16 protein-coding genes and 1 pseudogene are annotated in these 17994 nt (G+C 37.4%); 12 read left to right on the top strand and 5 right to left on the bottom strand.

Features of this window, described 5'->3' with window-relative positions; all coding sequences use genetic code 11:
* Window positions 1-52 precede the first annotated feature (52 nt).
* Window positions 53-635: pseudogene (locus QF044_RS01455) on the top strand (TIGR00730 family Rossman fold protein).
* 44 nt (window positions 636-679) lie between these two features.
* The gene (locus QF044_RS01450) at window positions 680-2833 is read left to right on the top strand and encodes a prolyl oligopeptidase family serine peptidase (protein WP_307262791.1); all 2154 of its coding nucleotides are present in this window, start codon (window positions 680-682) and stop codon (window positions 2831-2833) included.
* A 61-nt stretch (window positions 2834-2894) separates the two neighbouring features.
* Here QF044_RS01450 and QF044_RS01445 read toward each other — a convergent pair whose 3' ends face one another.
* Together QF044_RS01445 and QF044_RS01440 are read right to left on the bottom strand one after the other, a co-directional pair.
* On the bottom strand, window positions 2895-3224 hold the full coding sequence (locus tag QF044_RS01445) for a ferredoxin (RefSeq protein WP_307262789.1): 330 nt from the start codon (window positions 3222-3224) through the stop codon (window positions 2895-2897).
* Window positions 3225-3236: 12 nt separating this feature from the next.
* Window positions 3237-4292, bottom strand: a complete 1056-nt coding sequence (locus QF044_RS01440) for an NAD(P)/FAD-dependent oxidoreductase (protein WP_307262786.1) — start codon at window positions 4290-4292, stop codon at window positions 3237-3239.
* Between the two features lie 158 nt (window positions 4293-4450).
* Here QF044_RS01440 and QF044_RS01435 point away from each other — a divergent pair, with 158 nt between their 5' ends.
* Window positions 4451-5221 carry a DUF3108 domain-containing protein gene (locus tag QF044_RS01435; protein WP_307262783.1) on the top strand — a complete coding sequence of 257 codons (771 nt, stop codon included), beginning with the start codon at window positions 4451-4453 and terminating at the stop codon, window positions 5219-5221.
* Window positions 5222-5509: 288 nt separating this feature from the next.
* Here the strand turns inward: QF044_RS01435 and pheS are convergent, their stop codons facing one another.
* Together pheS and QF044_RS01425 are read right to left on the bottom strand one after the other, a co-directional pair.
* Entirely contained in the window at window positions 5510-6520 is a 1011-nt protein-coding gene (gene pheS, locus QF044_RS01430) for a phenylalanine--tRNA ligase subunit alpha (RefSeq protein WP_307262781.1), read from the bottom strand.
* Window positions 6521-6646: 126 nt separating this feature from the next.
* On the bottom strand, window positions 6647-7306 hold the full coding sequence (locus QF044_RS01425; protein ID WP_307262778.1) for a YceI family protein: 660 nt from the start codon (window positions 7304-7306) through the stop codon (window positions 6647-6649).
* Window positions 7307-7381: 75 nt separating this feature from the next.
* On the opposite strand from QF044_RS01425, the gene QF044_RS01420 reads away from it, so the two are divergent.
* Complete coding sequence (locus tag QF044_RS01420; protein WP_307262776.1) at window positions 7382-8317, top strand: sulfate/molybdate ABC transporter ATP-binding protein; 936 nt, start codon at window positions 7382-7384, stop codon at window positions 8315-8317.
* A gap of 374 nt (window positions 8318-8691) precedes the next feature.
* Here the strand turns inward: QF044_RS01420 and QF044_RS01415 are convergent, their stop codons facing one another.
* Entirely contained in the window at window positions 8692-9036 is a 345-nt protein-coding gene (locus tag QF044_RS01415) for a zinc ribbon domain-containing protein YjdM (RefSeq protein ID WP_307262774.1), read from the bottom strand.
* Between the two features lie 266 nt (window positions 9037-9302).
* Here QF044_RS01415 and QF044_RS01410 point away from each other — a divergent pair, with 266 nt between their 5' ends.
* The 8 genes from QF044_RS01410 (at window position 9303) to QF044_RS01380 (ending at window position 17976) form a co-directional block, all read left to right on the top strand.
* Window positions 9303-10508 carry an RsmB/NOP family class I SAM-dependent RNA methyltransferase gene (locus QF044_RS01410; RefSeq protein ID WP_307262772.1) on the top strand — a complete coding sequence of 402 codons (1206 nt, stop codon included), beginning with the start codon at window positions 9303-9305 and terminating at the stop codon, window positions 10506-10508.
* A gap of 245 nt (window positions 10509-10753) precedes the next feature.
* Complete coding sequence (locus tag QF044_RS21550; RefSeq protein WP_373462674.1) at window positions 10754-10897, top strand: peptide-N-glycosidase F-related protein; 144 nt, start codon at window positions 10754-10756, stop codon at window positions 10895-10897.
* Window positions 10898-11215: 318 nt separating this feature from the next.
* A complete protein-coding gene (gene asnB / locus QF044_RS01405) occupies window positions 11216-12895 on the top strand; it encodes an asparagine synthase B (protein ID WP_307262770.1) in 1680 nt (559 codons plus the stop codon).
* A 318-nt stretch (window positions 12896-13213) separates the two neighbouring features.
* Window positions 13214-14056: a hypothetical protein gene (locus QF044_RS01400; RefSeq protein ID WP_307262767.1), complete on the top strand. Its 843-nt coding sequence runs from the start codon at window positions 13214-13216 to the stop codon at window positions 14054-14056.
* Window positions 14057-14195: 139 nt separating this feature from the next.
* The gene (locus tag QF044_RS01395) at window positions 14196-15599 is read left to right on the top strand and encodes an MFS transporter (RefSeq protein WP_307262764.1); all 1404 of its coding nucleotides are present in this window, start codon (window positions 14196-14198) and stop codon (window positions 15597-15599) included.
* Window positions 15600-15689: 90 nt separating this feature from the next.
* On the top strand, window positions 15690-16565 hold the full coding sequence (locus QF044_RS01390) for a pirin family protein (RefSeq protein WP_307262762.1): 876 nt from the start codon (window positions 15690-15692) through the stop codon (window positions 16563-16565).
* 144 nt (window positions 16566-16709) lie between these two features.
* Entirely contained in the window at window positions 16710-17021 is a 312-nt protein-coding gene (locus tag QF044_RS01385) for a GNAT family N-acetyltransferase (protein ID WP_307262760.1), read from the top strand.
* Between the two features lie 55 nt (window positions 17022-17076).
* The gene (locus QF044_RS01380) at window positions 17077-17976 is read left to right on the top strand and encodes a pirin family protein (protein ID WP_307262758.1); all 900 of its coding nucleotides are present in this window, start codon (window positions 17077-17079) and stop codon (window positions 17974-17976) included.
* Window positions 17977-17994: the final 18 nt, after the last annotated feature.

Here is a 17994-nt window from a genome sequence, read left to right as displayed (position 1 = left end):
ATATCCAAAGTCGTATGATTTTGGATATTTTTAATTTAAATATTATTCAAATATGAAAAATATAACCGTATTCTGCGGATCAAGTTTCGGTACAGACGATATTTATAAAAACCAGGCCTTCCTGCTTGGGCAAACCTTTGCTAAACAACAAATTCAGCTGATCTATGGCGGTGCAGATGTAGGTTTGATGGGAACAGTGGCAGATGGAGTTTTAAGCGAGGGAGGAAAAGCAATAGGCGTTCTGCCTCAATTCCTGCAGTCTAAAGAAATTGCCCATAAAAATCTTACGGAATTGATCATCGTAGAAACCATGCACGAAAGGAAAATGAAAATGAATGATCTCTGTGACGGTGTGATCGTTCTCCCCGGAGGTTATGGAACCCTGGAAGAGTTTTTTGAAATGATCACCTGGGCCCAGCTTGGACTTCATAAAAAACCGATCGGGATTCTGAATATTGACGGGTTTTATGATGATTTAATAAGATTAGTTCAAACCATGGTTAATAAAGGATTTTTAAAGCAAGTGAATCGTGATATGCTTTTTGATAAGTAACAGTATTGATGAGCTTTTGGAAAAAATGAAAAATTATCAGGCTCCCAATGTGGGGAAATGGATTTCGAAGGATGAAGTTTAGTACATTTGCAGTATTAAATTTATCACACTTACAAGAAATAAACAATGAAAAAATTTTTTCTGTCTACGGGATTATTTTTAAGCCAGGTAATTCCTGCACAATATAATTATCCGTCAACTCCCGAGAAAGCTGTTGTTGACAATTATTTCGGAACTAAAATCACCGATAATTACAGATGGCTGGAAGATCTTAAAAGTCCAGATGTACAGTCCTGGTTTAAGGCACAGTCCGAGTTCAGCAATACCATTATTGATAAAATTCCAAACCGGGAAGAGCTTTTCAACCGGATGAAAGAAGTACAGGAAATGAATGGAGATTCTTTCGGAGTGATAAAGCAAAGGAAAAATCTATATTTTTACGCCAAAACTAAAAAGCACGAAAGCCTTTCAAAGCTTTATTCTAGGGATCTGTCTACAGGAAAAGAAACTTTGATATTCGATCCGGAAACCCTTGGTAAGAATACACAGATCACAAACTTCACCCTCGATTTAAAAGCTGAGAAAATAGCTATATTACTGTCAAAGTCAGGTGGCGAGATTTGTAATCTTAAAATCTTAGATATTGCTACCAAAAAACTGTTAAAAGATGAGATAGGCCCTATCTGGAGCGAATTCTCTTTTGAGTTTACACCAGACGGTAAATCTGTCATTTATACCAAAATGAGTACCGGTGATCCAAACAGCAACATGCTTTTGAAGGATATGAAAGCGATGATCCACGAGATAGGAACTGATTCAAAAACAGATAAAATACTGGCTTCAAGAGAAGATTATCCCGAACTGGATGCTTTAACAGAGCAGTTCACTAGTATTGGTTTTACGGACGATTTTCAATACATCATCCTTAGATTAAGTTCCGTAAAATCCGAAAGTCCCATTTTTGTAGCTCCTTATTCAGAATTAAAAAATAAGAAGATAAAATGGAGACAGATTGTAAAACCTACAGACGATATTACGGACATCCATATTTCAGGAGATAAACTTTTCCTCCTTACTCATAAGGATGCTCCCAATTATAAGATTACGCTGACCAGTCTCTCAAATCCAGACATTAATAATGCAAAAACTGTTATTCCGGAGAGCAAAGATGCAGTGATCATAGCAATCCACAGTACTAAAAATTATCTTTTCTATTCATTAGGAAATGGTATTACAAGAGATAAATATCAGATAAATATCAATACTTTAGAACCCAAAAAAGTTCAGCTTCCACCGGGTGTTAATAGTTCACTACCCCTAAATGCCCATGAAAATGACAATATCTATTGTAACAATGTAAACTGGCTGACTCCACTGACAACTTATGAGTATAATCCGGAAAAAGGCAACGCAGTAAAGAGTAAATACCTTAATTCTGAAACATCCTACCCTGATTATAATAAACTTTATGAAGTAAAAGAAGTAGAAGTAAAAAGTCATGACGGAGTAATGGTTCCTCTTTCTATTATTTATCCTAAGAATATAAAAATGGATGGCAGTACTCCGGCTTACATTACAGGTTATGGCGGCTATGGAATATCTTATGAACCTCGTTTTTCTACCAGACTATCTGTATTACTGGAACAAGGTACTATAGTTGCTATCGCCCATGTAAGAGGCGGAGGCGAGAAAGGTGAAAACTGGCATAAAACAGGTATGAAAGCCAATAAACCGAATACCTGGAAAGATTTCATCGCATGTTCGGAATATTTGGTAAATCAAAAATACACATCTCCTTCTAAGTTGATCGGAAATGGAGTAAGCATGGGAGGGGTTCTTATTGGAAGAGCGATCACTGAAAGACCGGACCTATTTGCCGTAGCCATTGCTGAAGTGGGAATGACTAACGCTCTGCGCTCAGAAACTACAGCAAACGGACCTAATCAGATTCCGGAAATAGGATCTATTGAAAATAAGGAAGATGCAAAGCACCTTCTGGAAATGGACGCCCAGAGTAAAGTGAAAAAAGGAGTTAAATATCCTGCCGTAATCATTCGTACCGGAATGAACGACTCCAGGATTGTACCTTGGGAACCTGGAAAATTTGCGGCCATATTGCAGAAAAATTCAGGCTCAGGAAAACCCGTTTTATTGTATGTAAATTATGAAAACGGACATTTCACCAGTGATATGGATGTAGTTTTCAAGGAATATGCAGATATCTTTTCATTTGCTTTATGGCAGGTGGGACATCCAAAGTTTCAGCCTTCTAAGAATTAAAACAAAAAACTCCTGAAAATTTACTTTTCAGGAGTTTTTAATATTTAAATTAAAATATAGTCTAAGGATAAGGAGCAATCGCCACCTCAAGACCTTCCATTTCATCCATCATATGCAGCTGGCAGCCCAGTCTGCTGTTCTCTTTCACATGGAAAGCTTCTCCCAGCATGGCATCTTCTTCATCACCCATCGGCTCCAGGCCCGGATCATTGATCACATATACCTGACATGAGGCGCACATCGCCATTCCTCCGCATACTCCGATAGTTCCCTCTTCCGCCAATTCATAAGAACGGATGATCTCCATCAGGTTCATAGACATATCTGTAGGGGCTACAACATCATGGGTTACCCCTTCCCGATCCGTGATCTTTATATTAATATCTGACATAATAGGGCAAAATTAGTCAATTTTTTTCACAACTGCCTTTTCTGCTTCCTTACGGCTACCGTCAAATCCGTCTACACCACTTACGGTCGTATATTTTAGTACAAATTTCTTACCCGGATTCAGCCTGTTGTAAACACTCTGACACATCAAAGTAGCTTCGTGGAATCCACAAAGGATCAGCTTTAGTTTCCCTGGATAAGTATTGATGTCACCAATTGCGTAAATACCGTCGATGTTCGTTTGATAATCAAGTGCATTGTTGACTACAATTGCATTCTTCTCAATATTTAATCCCCAGTTTCCGATCTCTCCTAATTTTGGAGTCAGTCCGAATAAAGGAATGAAATAATCTGTTTCAATATCGAAAGCTTCCTGCCCATCAATCTGTACTGTGATCGCTTCTACTTTTCCATTGCCTTTGATTCCGGTAACTTCAGCCGGTGTAATCAACTTGATTTTCCCTTCGTTTTTAAGATCCTGAACTTTTTCCACTGAATCCAAAGCACCTCTGAATTCATTTCTTCTGTGGATCAAAGTCACCTCACTTGCAACATTTGAAAGGAAGACACTCCAGTCCAAAGCAGAATCTCCACCTCCGGCGATCACTACTTTTTTGTTTCTGAAATGCTCAGGCTCTTTCACGAAATATTCAAGACCTTTTTCTTCATAGTCAGCTACATTTTCAAAAGTAGGTTTTCTAGGCTCAAAAGTTCCCAAACCACCGGCAATAGCAATAGCTTTACACCTGTGAACAGTCCCTTTGTTGGTGATCACTTCAAACCATTCATCATCTACCTTTGTATAAGAAACGGCAGTTTCCCCCAAAGTGAATCCCGGCTGGAACTGCTTGATCTGCTCCATCAAATTATCTACTAATTCTCCTGCATTCACAGAAGGATATCCAGGAATATCGAAAATAGGTTTCTTTGGATAAAGCTCTGCTAGCTGTCCTCCTGGCTGTGGAAGCGCATCAATAATATGACACTTCATTTTTAGTAAACCTGCTTCAAAAACAGCAAAAAGCCCGGTAGGTCCGGCTCCTATGATCAATATATCAGTGGTTATCATAATAAAAAGATAATTTAATTATACATGTAACTGCAAATTTACTAATTTTAATGCGAAGCATATTTAATTGATTCTAAATAAAAACCTGAGATTTATCAAACCCAGCTAACTCTGTAAGAATCATTAAATTTGGCAGTGTTTTTGTTAAATGACATATTATGAAGAAAATTTTAAGTCTTTTTGCAATATTAATGTTCATAATGAGTTATGCTCAGATCGACAATATTGCTGATGGTGAATCCATTACATTCAGAATCCATTACGGAATCCTGAATGCCGGAACCGCCAATCTTACCACGAAGAAAACAACATATATGGGCGAACCTCATCTGTATGTTAAAGGCACAGGAAAGACCACCGGCGCCGTAAAAGCTTTCTTTAAAGTAGAAGATTTATATGAAAGTTTCATTAATACAGAGACCGGTTTGCCAAGTTTCTATGTGAGAAATGTACGGGAAGGTGGCTATCGTCAGCATTTTGAAACAGTTTTCAATCATGACAATCATACGCTGATATTGACGGACAAAAAAACGCCTGCGAACGGTTCCAAGGTAATTAAATCTGTAAAAGGAGTTCAGGACATGCTTTCCTGCTTTTATTACCTGAGAAGCAAAAGTACAAGCGAGCTGAAAGTGGGAACCGTAATCAATATGAATGTATGGATTGATGATGAAATGTTTCCGTTCCAGCTGAAAGTAACAGGCACTGAAGATCTTAAAACAAAATTCGGAACCATCAACTGTCTGAAGATTATCCCGTCTGTAAAAAGTGGAAGGGTTTTTAAGGAAAAAGAAGGCGTAACGATGTGGGTAACGAACGATGCCAACCATATTCCTATGCTGTTGCAGGCTGAACTGGCTGTAGGTTCCCTGAAAGCAAGTATTGAAGATCTGAAAAACGTAAAATACCCTTTAAAATATATTAAGTAAAAAATATAACAGTCTTTCAACAATAAAAAATGCCGGCGAAATCATTTTCCCGGCATTTTTTATTGTTATGATGTAATGAATTTCAGTTTCCGGTTGTCTTATTAATAACAGCAAGGATGAAAAACTTCTACTCCGGACAGTATTTTGGTATATTAACAAAAAATAATATAGCCAATGGATAAGATCATATACGTTGTAAATTTTCAATACAATCGTTTTTAATTACGTTTTGTTTCTTAGGTCAGTAATTAAAAACAAAACCTCCGGAAATTCCGGAGGTTTAATTTTTTATAGTGTTTTAAACTGTTCTAAAGTTCTGATATCATTTTCAAAGAACATTCTGATGTCACTCATTTGGTAAAGAAGCATCGTAATTCTTTCAATACCCATTCCGAATGCATATCCTGAATATTTCTCGGCATCAATATTCACATTTTTCAGTACAGCAGGATCTACCATTCCACATCCCATGATCTCCAGCCAGCCTGTTCCTTTAGTAATTCTGTAATCGGTTTCAGAGTTTAATCCCCAATATACATCGATTTCAGCACTAGGTTCTGTAAACGGGAAGTAAGAAGGTCTCATTCTGATTTTGGATTTTCCGAAAAGCTCTGTCGTAAAGAATTGGATCGTCTGTTTAAGATCTGCAAAGCTTACATTCTCATCAATATACAAACCTTCAATCTGATGGAAAATACAGTGTGAACGTGAAGAAATAGCCTCATTTCTGAATACTCTTCCCGGGGAAAGGATTCGGATTGGCGGCTGGTTTTCTTCCATATAACGGATCTGTACGGAAGAAGTATGCGTTCTTAAAAGGATATCCGGATTTTGTTCTATAAAGAAAGTATCCTGCATATCTCTTGCCGGGTGGTATTCAGGAAGGTTAAGTGCCGTAAAGTTGTGCCAGTCGTCCTCTATTTCAGGACCGTCGGCTACAGCAAAACCAATGGATTTGAAAATTTCAATGATCCTGTTTTTTACCAGATTGATTGGGTGTCTTGATCCCAGATCCAATGGAAAAGCAGGTCTTGTAAGGTCTTCTTTTTCTGTAACCACAGCAGATCCGGAAGCATCTTTCAGATTCTCCAGTTTTCCTGCAACAGCCTGCTTCAAAGAATTGATCTTCTGCCCGAATTCTTTTTTCTGGTCGTTTGGAACTTCTTTAAATTTTTCAAAAAAATCATTCAGAACACCTTTTTTACCATTATACTTAATCCGGAAGTTTTCAATTTCCTCTTTAGATGTAGCATTGAAGCTGTTTACTTCGGTAAGTAGTTCTTCTATCTTTTCTATCATTGTTTTACCCTTTCAAAATGTTTTGCAAAAATACGTTTTTTAAGTTTAATAATGAATCTGTAATAAAAAAATCTGCCCCTTTTTCGGAGGCAGACTTCAATCACTTATTTCACTTAAATAAAAAAATTATTTCTTTTCTAATGCTTTAACGTTGATCTGAAGCGTTACCTCATCCTTGATCACCCCGTTTGCAGCAGGAGCCTGGAACTTCACGCCAAACTCTTCTCTTTTAATATCTTTAGGCTCTGTAGCCACACTTACTTCTCCATTTTTAACAGAAACATTGGCTTTAAACTGAACCGGTTTTGAAATGCCTTTAATCGTTAAATTACCATCAAGAAGCGTATTATAATCTCCTTCTGTAGTTGGTGTCACTTTTGTGATTTCAAACGAAGCTGTCGGGAATTTTTCCACTTCAAAGAAGTCTCCGCTCTTAAGGTGGCCATTCAGTTTCCCCAGCTGGTCAGCATCATTTTTAAGGTCTTCAGACGTCAGGGAATTCATATCAGCAACAAATTTTCCGCTTTCAAGTTTTCCTTCTTTTACCGTTACATCCCCACTCTCAAATTTGATGGTTCCAAAATGGCTTGTACTTTCAGACTTGAATACTTTATATCCCTTCCACTCCACTTTACTGTTCAATGTATCCAGTGTGTACTGGTTTCCTTCTTTAGTAGTCGTCACTTCATTGCTTTCACTGGTGACAGGTTTATCTTTTTTACAAGAAACCATCGCAGCTGCAACAAATAAAGCAGGAATAGCTAACGAAAACAGTTTTTTTCTCATTTTTGATATATTTTTATTACTTCCGCTAATATAATAAAAAATTTTATTTTTTCATAAAAACCTTACATTTGTATTATGCTATTAGAAATAAACAATTTATATTTTTCCCATACCAAAGATAAACCCCTGTTTCAGAACCTTAACCTCGGTTTTGAAGAAGGAAGGATCATTGCGCTGGCAGGAGAAAGCGGCTGTGGAAAATCTACTATGCTTAACCTTATTTATGGTCTTTTGGACTGGGAAAGCGGCGAGATTGTTTTTAACGGAACCAAGCTTCTGGGCCCCAAAGGAAATCTTGTTCCCGGAGAAGCTGAAATGAAGCTGGTCGCTCAGAATTTTGACCTGATGCCTTACGCAACTGTTGCCGAAAATGTAGGTAAATTTATTTCTAATATCAATTTAGCTCAAAAAAAAGAGACTGTAATGGAGCTTCTGGAAGTGGTAGGACTTCAGGATTTTGCCCATATTCTTCCTAAATATCTAAGTGGAGGCCAACAGCAAAGAGTGGCCATCGCCAGAGCACTTTCTGTACTTCCAAAACTTCTTATTTTGGATGAGCCTTTTAGTAACCTGGATTTTTCAAGAAAAATAGAACTTCGTGAAAGACTGTTTAAATATGTGAAACAGCATCAGATCTCTCTGATCATTTCAACGCATGAGCTTCAGGAGATCATGCCATGGCTTGACCAGATCGTTATCCTGAAAGACGGAAGACTGATCCAGAACGACAGCCCGGAAGAAACGTATAGAAACCCTTACAATTCTTATGTAGCGAGACTTTTTGGAGAGGTGAATATTTTCAGTGAAGAGGAAAAAGCTGAATTCCAGATTTCTAAATTCTCATATTATCCTAAGGAAATAAAAATTTCTGAAAACGGAACTGAAGCCGAACTTCTGGAAAGCAGATTTGCCGGAAACCATTACTGGAATAAGGTCAGACTTCACCACAAAGAACTTATTGTTTATACAGATGAAAAGATAGAAGGAATGATCAAAATTTCGTTTATTTAAGCACAGAAATAGCTGGCAAATGGAAGGATTATAAATTCTATATAAATAAGTTTTTATTATTCTTAACAAACTCACAATGCATTGTTAAAATTTCATAACTCTTAGATTTCCTTATAGTTATTGTTAATATGTGGATAAAAAAAGTACAAATGTGAGAAGCGGTTTTAAAACTTTTTCTTACATTTGTACTTCCACAGCATAAGGAAATTTTTGGTTAATTCTCTTTCTGCCCTGAGACGGACATTAGCATCTCCCTGCAATTAAGTCTTTGAAAGATTACACTGTCCAATTCTTTCCTTTTTTTTATGTCTTATGGTCATCAAATTGCTTCAAGCGAAAATTTAGACCAACTCAACAGTTAAAAAAGTATTGTTTTAAGCCTTCTTTACAAATTCTGATTTCAGGGCCATAGATCCGAAACCATCAATTTTACAGTCGATATTATGATCACTGTCCGGTCTCAAACGGATATTCTTAACTTTAGTACCAGCTTTTACCGGTTTGGGAGCTCCTTTCACAGGAAGGTCTTTAATTACAACTACAGAATCACCGTCCAAAAGCTCATTTCCATTTGAATCCAGGATTTTTCCATCGTTCGATGTTTCAGAAGCGGTTTCTTCAGGATTCCATTCGTAGAAACACTGAGAACAGGTCATCATGTTATCGGTTGGATAAGTAAATTCAGAGCCGCATTTCGGACAAAGTACAGTATCACTCATATTTTTGATTTTTGCAAAGGTAGAATTTTTTGTACAATGTATTGATGTAAAATGTATTCACGACCGGTAGAGACAATAACCGGAGCGTTAGATAAAAGGGGTTAAGATAACTCAAATACCTAGCAACCAAGAATCAGCATCAGGAACCTCAAAACTACTCACCACTTCCTACCCCCTAAACTCTCTCACTTTCTAACTCCAAAACTCAGTCCGCAACTCTCAACTATAATTCGTACTTTTGCAGATTCAAACAGCGTAGCAAATTTATGGAACTTATTCACAGAAACTTAGCCATCGGGATTCACGATGCTTTACAGGAAACCTTTTTCGAGAAAAATAAATACGCCGATAAGGTTATCGAAAGACTTTTAAAAGCCCATAAAAAATGGGGAAGCCAGGACAGAGCCGTTGTTTCTGAGATTTTCTATAATATTATCCGCTGGAAAAAACGTCTTGAATACTATATGGGTGAAGGCGTAAAACCCAACAATATTTATAAACTGATCATTGCGTACCTGCTTTGGAGCAAGACCAATTATAAAAAGTTTGAAGAATTTGACGGAATTAAGATTGCAGATATTCTTACCAAGCTTAAAAAGAATACAGTTCCCACGAAAGCTATTGAACATTCTATCCCTGAGTGGCTGGCTGAAACTTTGGAAAAGGAATTAGGTCCAGGCTGGGAAAAAGAAATGCATGCCTTAAATGAGCAGGCTCCTACCGTTTTGAGAGCAAACAGCCTGAAAACAACTCCAAAAGAACTTATTTCTGATCTTGCTGATGAAAATGTAGTTGCTTATACGGTAAGAAATTATCCGGACGCTGTACAACTTGAGGAAAAAAAGAATGTCTTTCTTACAACAGCTTTCAAAGAAGGTTTATTTGAGGTTCAGGATGCTTCTTCACAGAAGATCGGATATTTTCTTGACGTGAAAGAAGGCCAGAGAGTTGTGGATGCATGCGCAGGTGCAGGCGGGAAAACGCTTCACTTAGCTGCCCTGATGGGAAATAAAGGGCAGATTGTAGCTTTAGATATTTTCGAATGGAAACTTGCCGAGCTGAAACGCCGTGCAAAAAGAGCGGGAGCTCACAATATTGAAACCCGTATGATTTCTGACAATAAAGTAATCAAACGTCTTTATGATAAAGTAGACCGACTTCTGATTGATGCTCCTTGCTCAGGTCTTGGTGTTTTAAAGAGAAACCCGGATAGTAAGTGGAAAATTGACCAGGATTTTATTGACAGAATTAAAAAAGAACAGCAACAGATCCTTCAGGACTATTCCAAAATGGTTAAAGTAGGTGGTAAAATGGTATATGCAACCTGTTCTATTTTACCGTCAGAAAATAATTTACAGGTGGAAGAATTCCTGAAAAACAATGCCGGATTTAAATTGGTTAAAGATGACAAAGTAATGCCAAGTCAGGGCTATGATGGATTCTACATGGCACTGATTGAAAGAGTTTCTTAATTAACTCAATTATAAAAATATACAGCTGCTCTATCTCAGAGCAGCTTTTTTATTGGCTTAATGTAAATATTTGAGTAATATGTAACATATCTCTTGTAATCCCTACTTATTTATATATTATAAGTCATTTTAAAACTAAAATCAACCCTTTATTAAATTGATCTTCGCAAAAACTGTCTAAAAATTCAATCATGTCTAATTGAAAGAAAAGGCTGGCAGACAATAAGTCAAATTGGTGTCCCTAAATAGTCACCAAGTCCAATTTCATCCCTCTCGGAGATCTGAAAGCCGGAAAGCATACGATACAGGTAAAAATCCCTCAGGGAGCTTCAGAAGGCAGAAGTTTCAGTTCATGGAATATTACAGTTGTTATGTCAGGATCCCAATAAAACAAAACCTTCTTGCAAAGAGAATTGCAAGAAGGTAAAAACACAAATGATGAAAAAAAATTATTTCGAGCCACAAAGTAAGGGCTAAAATTTGTATAATAAATTACCATACATTATTAATTATTTCATTTTTATTTTGTATAGGATATAAGCTAAATTTACCTGAACGAAAAAAATTAATTAAAAACACGCCAAATCATTCAAATAAAGAATATTTTTCTCAAAAAAAATTAAATAAGTTAAAAATATTAACTTTTATCAATTTTTTATTGTTATTTTTAAACATCAACGCTAATTTCGCTTCAAATAAGTAACAATATGTGTGGAATCGTATGTTTGTTTGATGCCAAACAAAAGACCGAAATATTAAGACCTCAGGTTTTAGAAATGTCAAAAAAAATCCGTCACCGTGGTCCGGACTGGAGCGGTGTATTTCAGGATGACAACGTAGTATTTTCTCATGAGAGGCTGGCTATTGTAGATCCTACTTCAGGAAAGCAGCCTTTATTTACTAAAGACGAAAAAGTGGTTCTTGCGGTGAACGGTGAGATCTATAACCATAGAGAATTAAAAGAGGAATTTCCTGATTATGAATTCCAGACCCAATCAGATTGTGAAGTAATTCTGGCGCTGTACAGAAAATATGGAAAAGATTTTCTTGAAAAGCTTAACGGTATTTTTGCATTCGCTCTTTACGATATAGAGAATGGAATTTATCTGATCGCCCGTGACCATATAGGAATCTGCCCTCTTTATCAGGGATGGGATAAAAGCGGAAACTATTACGTTGCTTCCGAACTAAAAGCACTGGAAGGCATTTGCAAAACAATTGAAACATTCCTTCCGGGACATCTTTTATACAGTCCCGAAGGATCAGAGCTTCAGCAATGGTACAAAAGAGACTGGGAAAACTATGACAGCGTAAAAGACAACGAAACCGATATCTCCAAAATAAGAAAAGGCCTTGAAGATGCTGTTCACAGACAGCTGATGAGTGACGTTCCTTATGGAGTTCTACTTTCCGGCGGATTAGATTCATCTGTGATTTCAGCTGTTACTGCAAAATATGCAAGACAGAGAATTGAAAGTGGTGACACACAGGAAGCCTGGTATCCGAGACTTCACAGTTTCGCAGTAGGATTGGTAGGATCTCCTGATCTCGCAGCAGCAAGAAAAGCGGCAGACCACATCGGATCTGTCCATCATGAAGTTAATTTTACTGTTCAGGAAGGGCTGGATGCAGTACGTGATGTGATATACCATCTGGAAACCTATGATGTAACGACGATCAGAGCATCTACCCCAATGTACCTTCTGGCAAGAGTAATCAAATCTATGGGAATCAAAATGGTTCTTTCAGGAGAAGGTTCTGATGAATTATTTGGCGGATATTTATATTTCCACAAAGCTCCGAATGCTAAAGAATTTCACGATGAGACTGTTAGAAAATTAAGCAAGCTTCATCTATATGACTGTTTAAGAGCAAACAAAGCACTGATGAGCTGGGGAATTGAAGGTCGTGTTCCTTTCCTTGATAAAGAATTCATGGACATTGCAATGACTGTAAATCCTAAAGACAAAATGATCAGTGTTGCAGATGGAAAAATCGAGAAATGGGTATTAAGAAAAGCATTTGAAGATATGCTGCCGGAATCTATTGTCTGGAGACAGAAAGAACAGTTTTCAGATGGTGTAGGTTATTCATGGATCGACACATTAAAAGAAGTCGCAGAAAAAGAAGTGACTGATGAAATGATGACCAACGCAAGATTCAGATTTCCGCTGAACACACCTCAAAACAAAGAAGAATACCGTTACAGAACAATTTTCGAAGCACATTTTCCGAGTGAAACGGCAGCAGCGACAGTGCCTTCAGTTCCTTCGGTGGCCTGTTCCACACCTGTCGCCTTAGAGTGGGATGAAGCTTTCAAAAAAATGAACGATCCAAGCGGAAGAGCAGTAAAAGTGCACGAAACTTCGTATGGAACTGAGGTATAGGTTTTGGGTTTGAGTGTTTGCGAGGGTTAGAGTTTCAGGATATGTTTCAGGGTCGAAGGGTGTATAAAGTAAAATTAAGCTTTGTGTAATTCTTGACTTCAAACATTCATAATACATTGGCGAAACAAAATTCACAATTGAAACTTTACCGTCTAAGATCTGAGGTCTTGCATCTAACTTCTAACCTCTAATTTCTAACTTCTATTTATAAAAATTTTATCAATCCTGTAGCAATACAGGATTTTCTTTTGAATAAACGTTAATAATATTATATAATTTAACTGACAATCAAAAATAATATCTAAGAAATAATTATATTTGGACAACGAAAATATCAATTATAAAGAAATGAGAAGAAACCTTACTGTTTTATTTGCCTTACTATCCATCAGTTTTGCTTTCGGACAGGGAAAATACGGCAAATACTTAAATTCAAAAAAGCTTGCTTTATCTTATAAGACCGTAAAAGATCAGGATAAGGATGATTATTATCAGCAGTTTTACTGGCTGGTAAAAGCAGAGCAGCTTAAAACGTATCCTCACCTTAAAGATGTAAAGCCTGTTGTTTTATATGAGTTTGTGAAAAAAGTAAACCCTCAGAACCCCACCAAAAAACTGGACGACAGAGGAAAAGAACTCAGAGCGACTGCAGAATTATCTTTAAATCAATATTTTAAGAATAAAAAATTCGAGAACAATTCAGTTTTGATGTACAATCTTGAAACGTATGTTGATCCATCTAAAGGACAGTTTTACACCAAAGTAGATCCTGAGAAGATCAAAGAACTGGTTCCTAAAGAACTTTTTGCCTTCAACTCTTTAAACAGAAATTTAGGCGAGGAAAAAACGTATTATCTTTGGATTGATAAGAAAAAAGATGATTTCAATATCGTAGATATCATTCCTGAGGAAAAAGAAAACAAAGCATTCTACGCAAGATTGAAACAGTATCTTCCAGGATACAAATTTTCCAAATATGTTCCAACCGTGAAAAAAGGGAACAAATCAGACAAAACAGATGTTGACTATTATTACATTATGCCGTTTGAACAGAACACGGATAACATTGAATACAAAACAAAAGATTTCAAAACTTACATCCTGAGCCAGTACCGAAAAGCAGGCGACGAATGGAAAGGAGTAGAAAAACCTAGAAAATAAATTGAAAAGTCTTGTGAAAATTCACAGGACTTTTTTAATTTTATATGAAATTCTTCATCTAAGGATCAGACTGTTTTAGAACAGTGTTTTTTCCAATATAAATAAATCTGGAATTCATTTGATTTCCAGTCCATACCGAATGACAGAAACAAGCCCGCAACCAACTTCAGTAAAGAAAATACTTCCCCTTATCCTGGCCACTGCTATTTTCATGCAGATGCTGGATTCTACTATCCTGAACACCTCTCTGCCGTCCATTGCAAGAGATCTTCATGAATCTCCGCTCAATATGCAGAACGCCATCATCAGTTATGTTTTGACATTGGCTGTTTTTATGCCTGCAAGCGGCTTCCTGGCAGACCGGTTTGGAACCAAGAAAGTATTTATTTTTTCATTGATTCTTTTTAGTTTAGGTTCGCTCTTGTGTTCCATGTCACAGAATCTTACCCACCTTGTTATTTCAAGAGTCATTCAGGGTGTGGGAGGAAGTTTAATGACGCCTGTTGGAAAACTGGCACTCATCAAAACTTTTGATAAAAGTGAATTGCTGAAAGCGATGAACTTTGCGATTATTCCAGCCCTGATTGGTCCCGTACTCGGTCCGTTGGTAGGAGGTTATATGGTAGACTACCTATCCTGGCACTGGATTTTTCTCATCAATATTCCGATTGGAGTGTTAGGAATTATTTTAGGCTTGAAATATATGCCCAATTATAAATCCACCGATGTTGATTTCGATTTAAAAGGCTTTTTAATATTTGCAGCAGCATCACTTCTGCTCTCCATTTCACTGGAGCTCTTCGGTGATATGCAGAATATAAGTCCTGTCCTTTTGGTATTCATTCTGGGCTTTTTATTCCTATATTATTATTACAGACACGCCAGACGAGGCGGAAACCCTATTTTCCCATTAGACCTTTTTCAGGTAAGAACTTTTCGTGTAGGAATTGTAGGAAACCTTGCCACCAGATTAGGGATCAGCTCTGTGCCTTTATTGCTTCCTTTAATGATCCAGATTGCTTACAAACAGTCTGCAGTAACTTCAGGGTGGATCATTGCTCCGATGGCACTCACTGCCATATTCGGAAAATCATCGGTTATAAAAATTTTAGATAAATACGGCTATCGGCAGACTTTAATGGTGAATACCTTTATCATTGGAACTCTGATCTGCCTGCTGGCTATTCCGGATATCCATACTTCTTTGTATTGGTTTGTCCCGATTATTGCGATATTAGGTTTTTTCAATTCTATTCAGTTCACTTCCATGAATACCATTTCCATTGCAGACCTTAGAAATTTCCAGACCAGCAGCGGAAATTCATTGATATCTGTCAATCAGCAGCTGGCTATCGGCTTTGGAATTGCTTTCGGATTGATTGTTTTAAAGTTATTTGAGAATTCTGATCTTATTCAGGGTGAAACTCATAATGCATTCCGGTACACTTTCCTTACTGTAGGAATATTGACCATTATCTCAGGGTTTGTTTTCCGAAGACTTCACATTTCAGATGGAAAAAATATGAAATCAAAGGAAGATTAACCTGAATCTTCTTTCCTTTTACGAACTTAACACAGATCAATGCATCTGATTCTTCGCTGCTGTACTTTTGTTATATAAATTCACAATATTATGACAACAAAAAAAGTAGAGATCGTTGTATCTCCCAAACCTGCCCATTTTGTAGGAGATGGTTTTAGAGTTCATAATTTTATACCGGGGGCACAGGGATTGGACATGAAAAGAATGGACCCGTTTATTATGCTTGATTACAATTCAAAATTTTATTTCAATGGTTCGGAAAGACCAAGAGGTGTAGGAGTACATCCTCACAGAGGCTTTGAAACTGTTACTATAGCTTACCAGGGAAAAGTGGAACATCATGACAGTGCCGGGGGCGGCGGAATTATAGGTGAAGGAGACGTACAATGGATGACAGCAGCAAAAGGAGTTCTTCACAAAGAATATCATGAAACCGAATGGTCTAAAAAAGGAGGCATTTTTCAAATGGTTCAGCTATGGGTGAATCTTCCGGCTAAAGATAAAATGAGCTGTCCGAAATACCAGGCTATAGAAAATACAGCCATGGAACGTGTTACTCTGGGCGAAAACGGCCTTGTAGAAATCATCGCAGGTGAATATAATGGTCACAAAGGCCCAGCAGATACTTTCACCCCATTGAATATGATGAATGCTAAATTAAAAGCAGGAGGAAAAGCTGAGTTTAGCTTTCCGGCTAATTTTAATACCGCAGCATTGGTCATTGAAGGCAGCATAACGGTAAATGGAGAAGAAAAAGCAGCAGCAGATCATTTTGTTTTATTTAAGAATGAAGGCGAAACATTCAGTATTGAAGCTCAGGAAGATGCAATAGTTTTGATTATCAGTGGAGAACCGATTAATGAGCCGATCTACCCTCATGGACCTTTCGTAATGAATTCCAGAGAGGAGATCATGCAGGCATTTGAAGATTTCAATACCGGAAAGTTCGGTTATCTGGAAGACTAAGAAAATTAAATTTATCTTAATCTTAAATTATTCCTTTTTTATTAACTTTATAGAATGGTGTTTGGTGAAACGCAAAGACGCAGAGTTCAAACTCACTTGTGTTTTTGTGATCCGCCTATTCATTTTTTTCAATACAAAAAATTTATGAAACCAGAGTTTGAGAATATCCCTCTTGTAAAAGCAGGAACAAGATTTGAAATAGAGATTGACGGACATTTTGCATTCATCGATTACCGTGAAATGGGTCACCAGATCGCTTTGGTGCATACGGAAGCAGAGCCTGAACTTGCAGGAACCGGTGCAGCCACTGCCGTCGTTGAAAAAACATTAGCATATATTGAAGAAAACGAGAAAAAACTTCTTCCCTTCTGTCCTTATGTTTTTGCATATATCAAAAAGCATCCGGAGTGGAAACGTATCGTTGATGAAAGATTTGAAGGATATGACAAACTGTAGCCGCAGCTAAAGATCTATTTTCATTAACCTAAATTTAAAAAACATTTTATTTATCATGTCAAATATCGGACTTATCATAGAAGAAAAGGCAGCGGATATAGGAAATTTCCTGGTGGGAAGACTTCTTCCTTTCCGTGAAAAAAGAGCAGTTGGACCTTTTGTCTTCATAGACCACATGGGACCTTCTGAACTGAAGGATTACCAGAATCTTGATGTTCCTCCGCATCCTCATATTGGATTATCAACCTTAACCTACCTTTTGGAAGGATCTATTTTTCACAGAGACAGTATCGGAAGTGCAGTTGAAATAAAACCTGGAGCGGTTAACTGGATGACTGCCGGAAAAGGTGTAGTACATTCCGAAAGAACTCCTGAATATTTAAGACACAGCGATAAAAGACTTCATGGATTCCAGATCTGGGTAGGTCTTCCGAAACATCTGGAACAGTCGGAACCTACATTCCACCATATTGAAGCAGATGAAATTCCGGTATGGGAAGAAGACGGGATTCAGTATAAACTGATTGCCGGTGAAGCATTCGGAAGAAAATCTGCAGTCCCTGTTCACAGCAAACTGTTCTTTATCGAGATCAAAACAAAAGAAGCGAAGAAAATCAGCATCGGAAAGGATCTTTACGGCGAAGCAGCAATGTATGTGCTGGACGGAACAGTTTCCACAGAAGGAAATACGTACGGTTCAAAACAGTTAATGATCGCTAAAGACACTAAACTGTGTGAATTCGATATGAGTGAAAATGGAACGGTCTATCTTTTCGGTGGTGAACCTTTTGATGAGGAACGGTTTATATTCTGGAATTTCGTGAATTCGGATAAAGAATTGATTGATCAGGCGAAAGTGAACTGGAATGACCAGAACCACGATGCATTTCCTTTGGTTCCCGGTGACGAAAATGAATTTGTTCCGCTACCTAAAGCAGTTTTAAACAGAAAATAACATCCGTAGAGAAGCATA

Source organism: Chryseobacterium sp. W4I1 (assembly GCF_030816115.1).
GTDB lineage: Bacteria > Bacteroidota > Bacteroidia > Flavobacteriales > Weeksellaceae > Chryseobacterium.
The sequence above is the reverse complement of the archived record's forward strand: the minus strand, read 5'-3'. Positions and strand labels throughout refer to the sequence as shown.

Excerpts from the sequence above, each read along its gene's own strand:
- asnB (WP_307262770.1), top strand. The coding sequence starts at position 11,216 with ATGTGTGGAATCGTATGTTTGTTTGATGCCAAACAAAAGACCGAAATA.
- QF044_RS01450 (WP_307262791.1), top strand. The coding sequence starts at position 680 with ATGAAAAAATTTTTTCTGTCTACGGGATTATTTTTAAGCCAGGTAATT.
- QF044_RS01420 (WP_307262776.1), top strand. The coding sequence starts at position 7,382 with ATGCTATTAGAAATAAACAATTTATATTTTTCCCATACCAAAGATAAA.
- QF044_RS01410 (WP_307262772.1), top strand. The coding sequence starts at position 9,303 with ATGGAACTTATTCACAGAAACTTAGCCATCGGGATTCACGATGCTTTA.
- QF044_RS01380 (WP_307262758.1), top strand. The coding sequence starts at position 17,077 with ATGTCAAATATCGGACTTATCATAGAAGAAAAGGCAGCGGATATAGGA.
- QF044_RS01390 (WP_307262762.1), top strand. The coding sequence starts at position 15,690 with ATGACAACAAAAAAAGTAGAGATCGTTGTATCTCCCAAACCTGCCCAT.
- QF044_RS01440 (WP_307262786.1), bottom strand. The coding sequence starts at position 4,292 with ATGATAACCACTGATATATTGATCATAGGAGCCGGACCTACCGGGCTT.
- QF044_RS01425 (WP_307262778.1), bottom strand. The coding sequence starts at position 7,306 with ATGAGAAAAAAACTGTTTTCGTTAGCTATTCCTGCTTTATTTGTTGCA.
- QF044_RS01415 (WP_307262774.1), bottom strand. The coding sequence starts at position 9,036 with ATGAGTGATACTGTACTTTGTCCGAAATGCGGCTCTGAATTTACTTAT.
- QF044_RS01395 (WP_307262764.1), top strand. The coding sequence starts at position 14,196 with ATGACAGAAACAAGCCCGCAACCAACTTCAGTAAAGAAAATACTTCCC.
- QF044_RS01445 (WP_307262789.1), bottom strand. The coding sequence starts at position 3,224 with ATGTCAGATATTAATATAAAGATCACGGATCGGGAAGGGGTAACCCAT.
- QF044_RS01385 (WP_307262760.1), top strand. The coding sequence starts at position 16,710 with ATGAAACCAGAGTTTGAGAATATCCCTCTTGTAAAAGCAGGAACAAGA.
- pheS (WP_307262781.1), bottom strand. The coding sequence starts at position 6,520 with ATGATAGAAAAGATAGAAGAACTACTTACCGAAGTAAACAGCTTCAAT.
- QF044_RS01435 (WP_307262783.1), top strand. The coding sequence starts at position 4,451 with ATGAAGAAAATTTTAAGTCTTTTTGCAATATTAATGTTCATAATGAGT.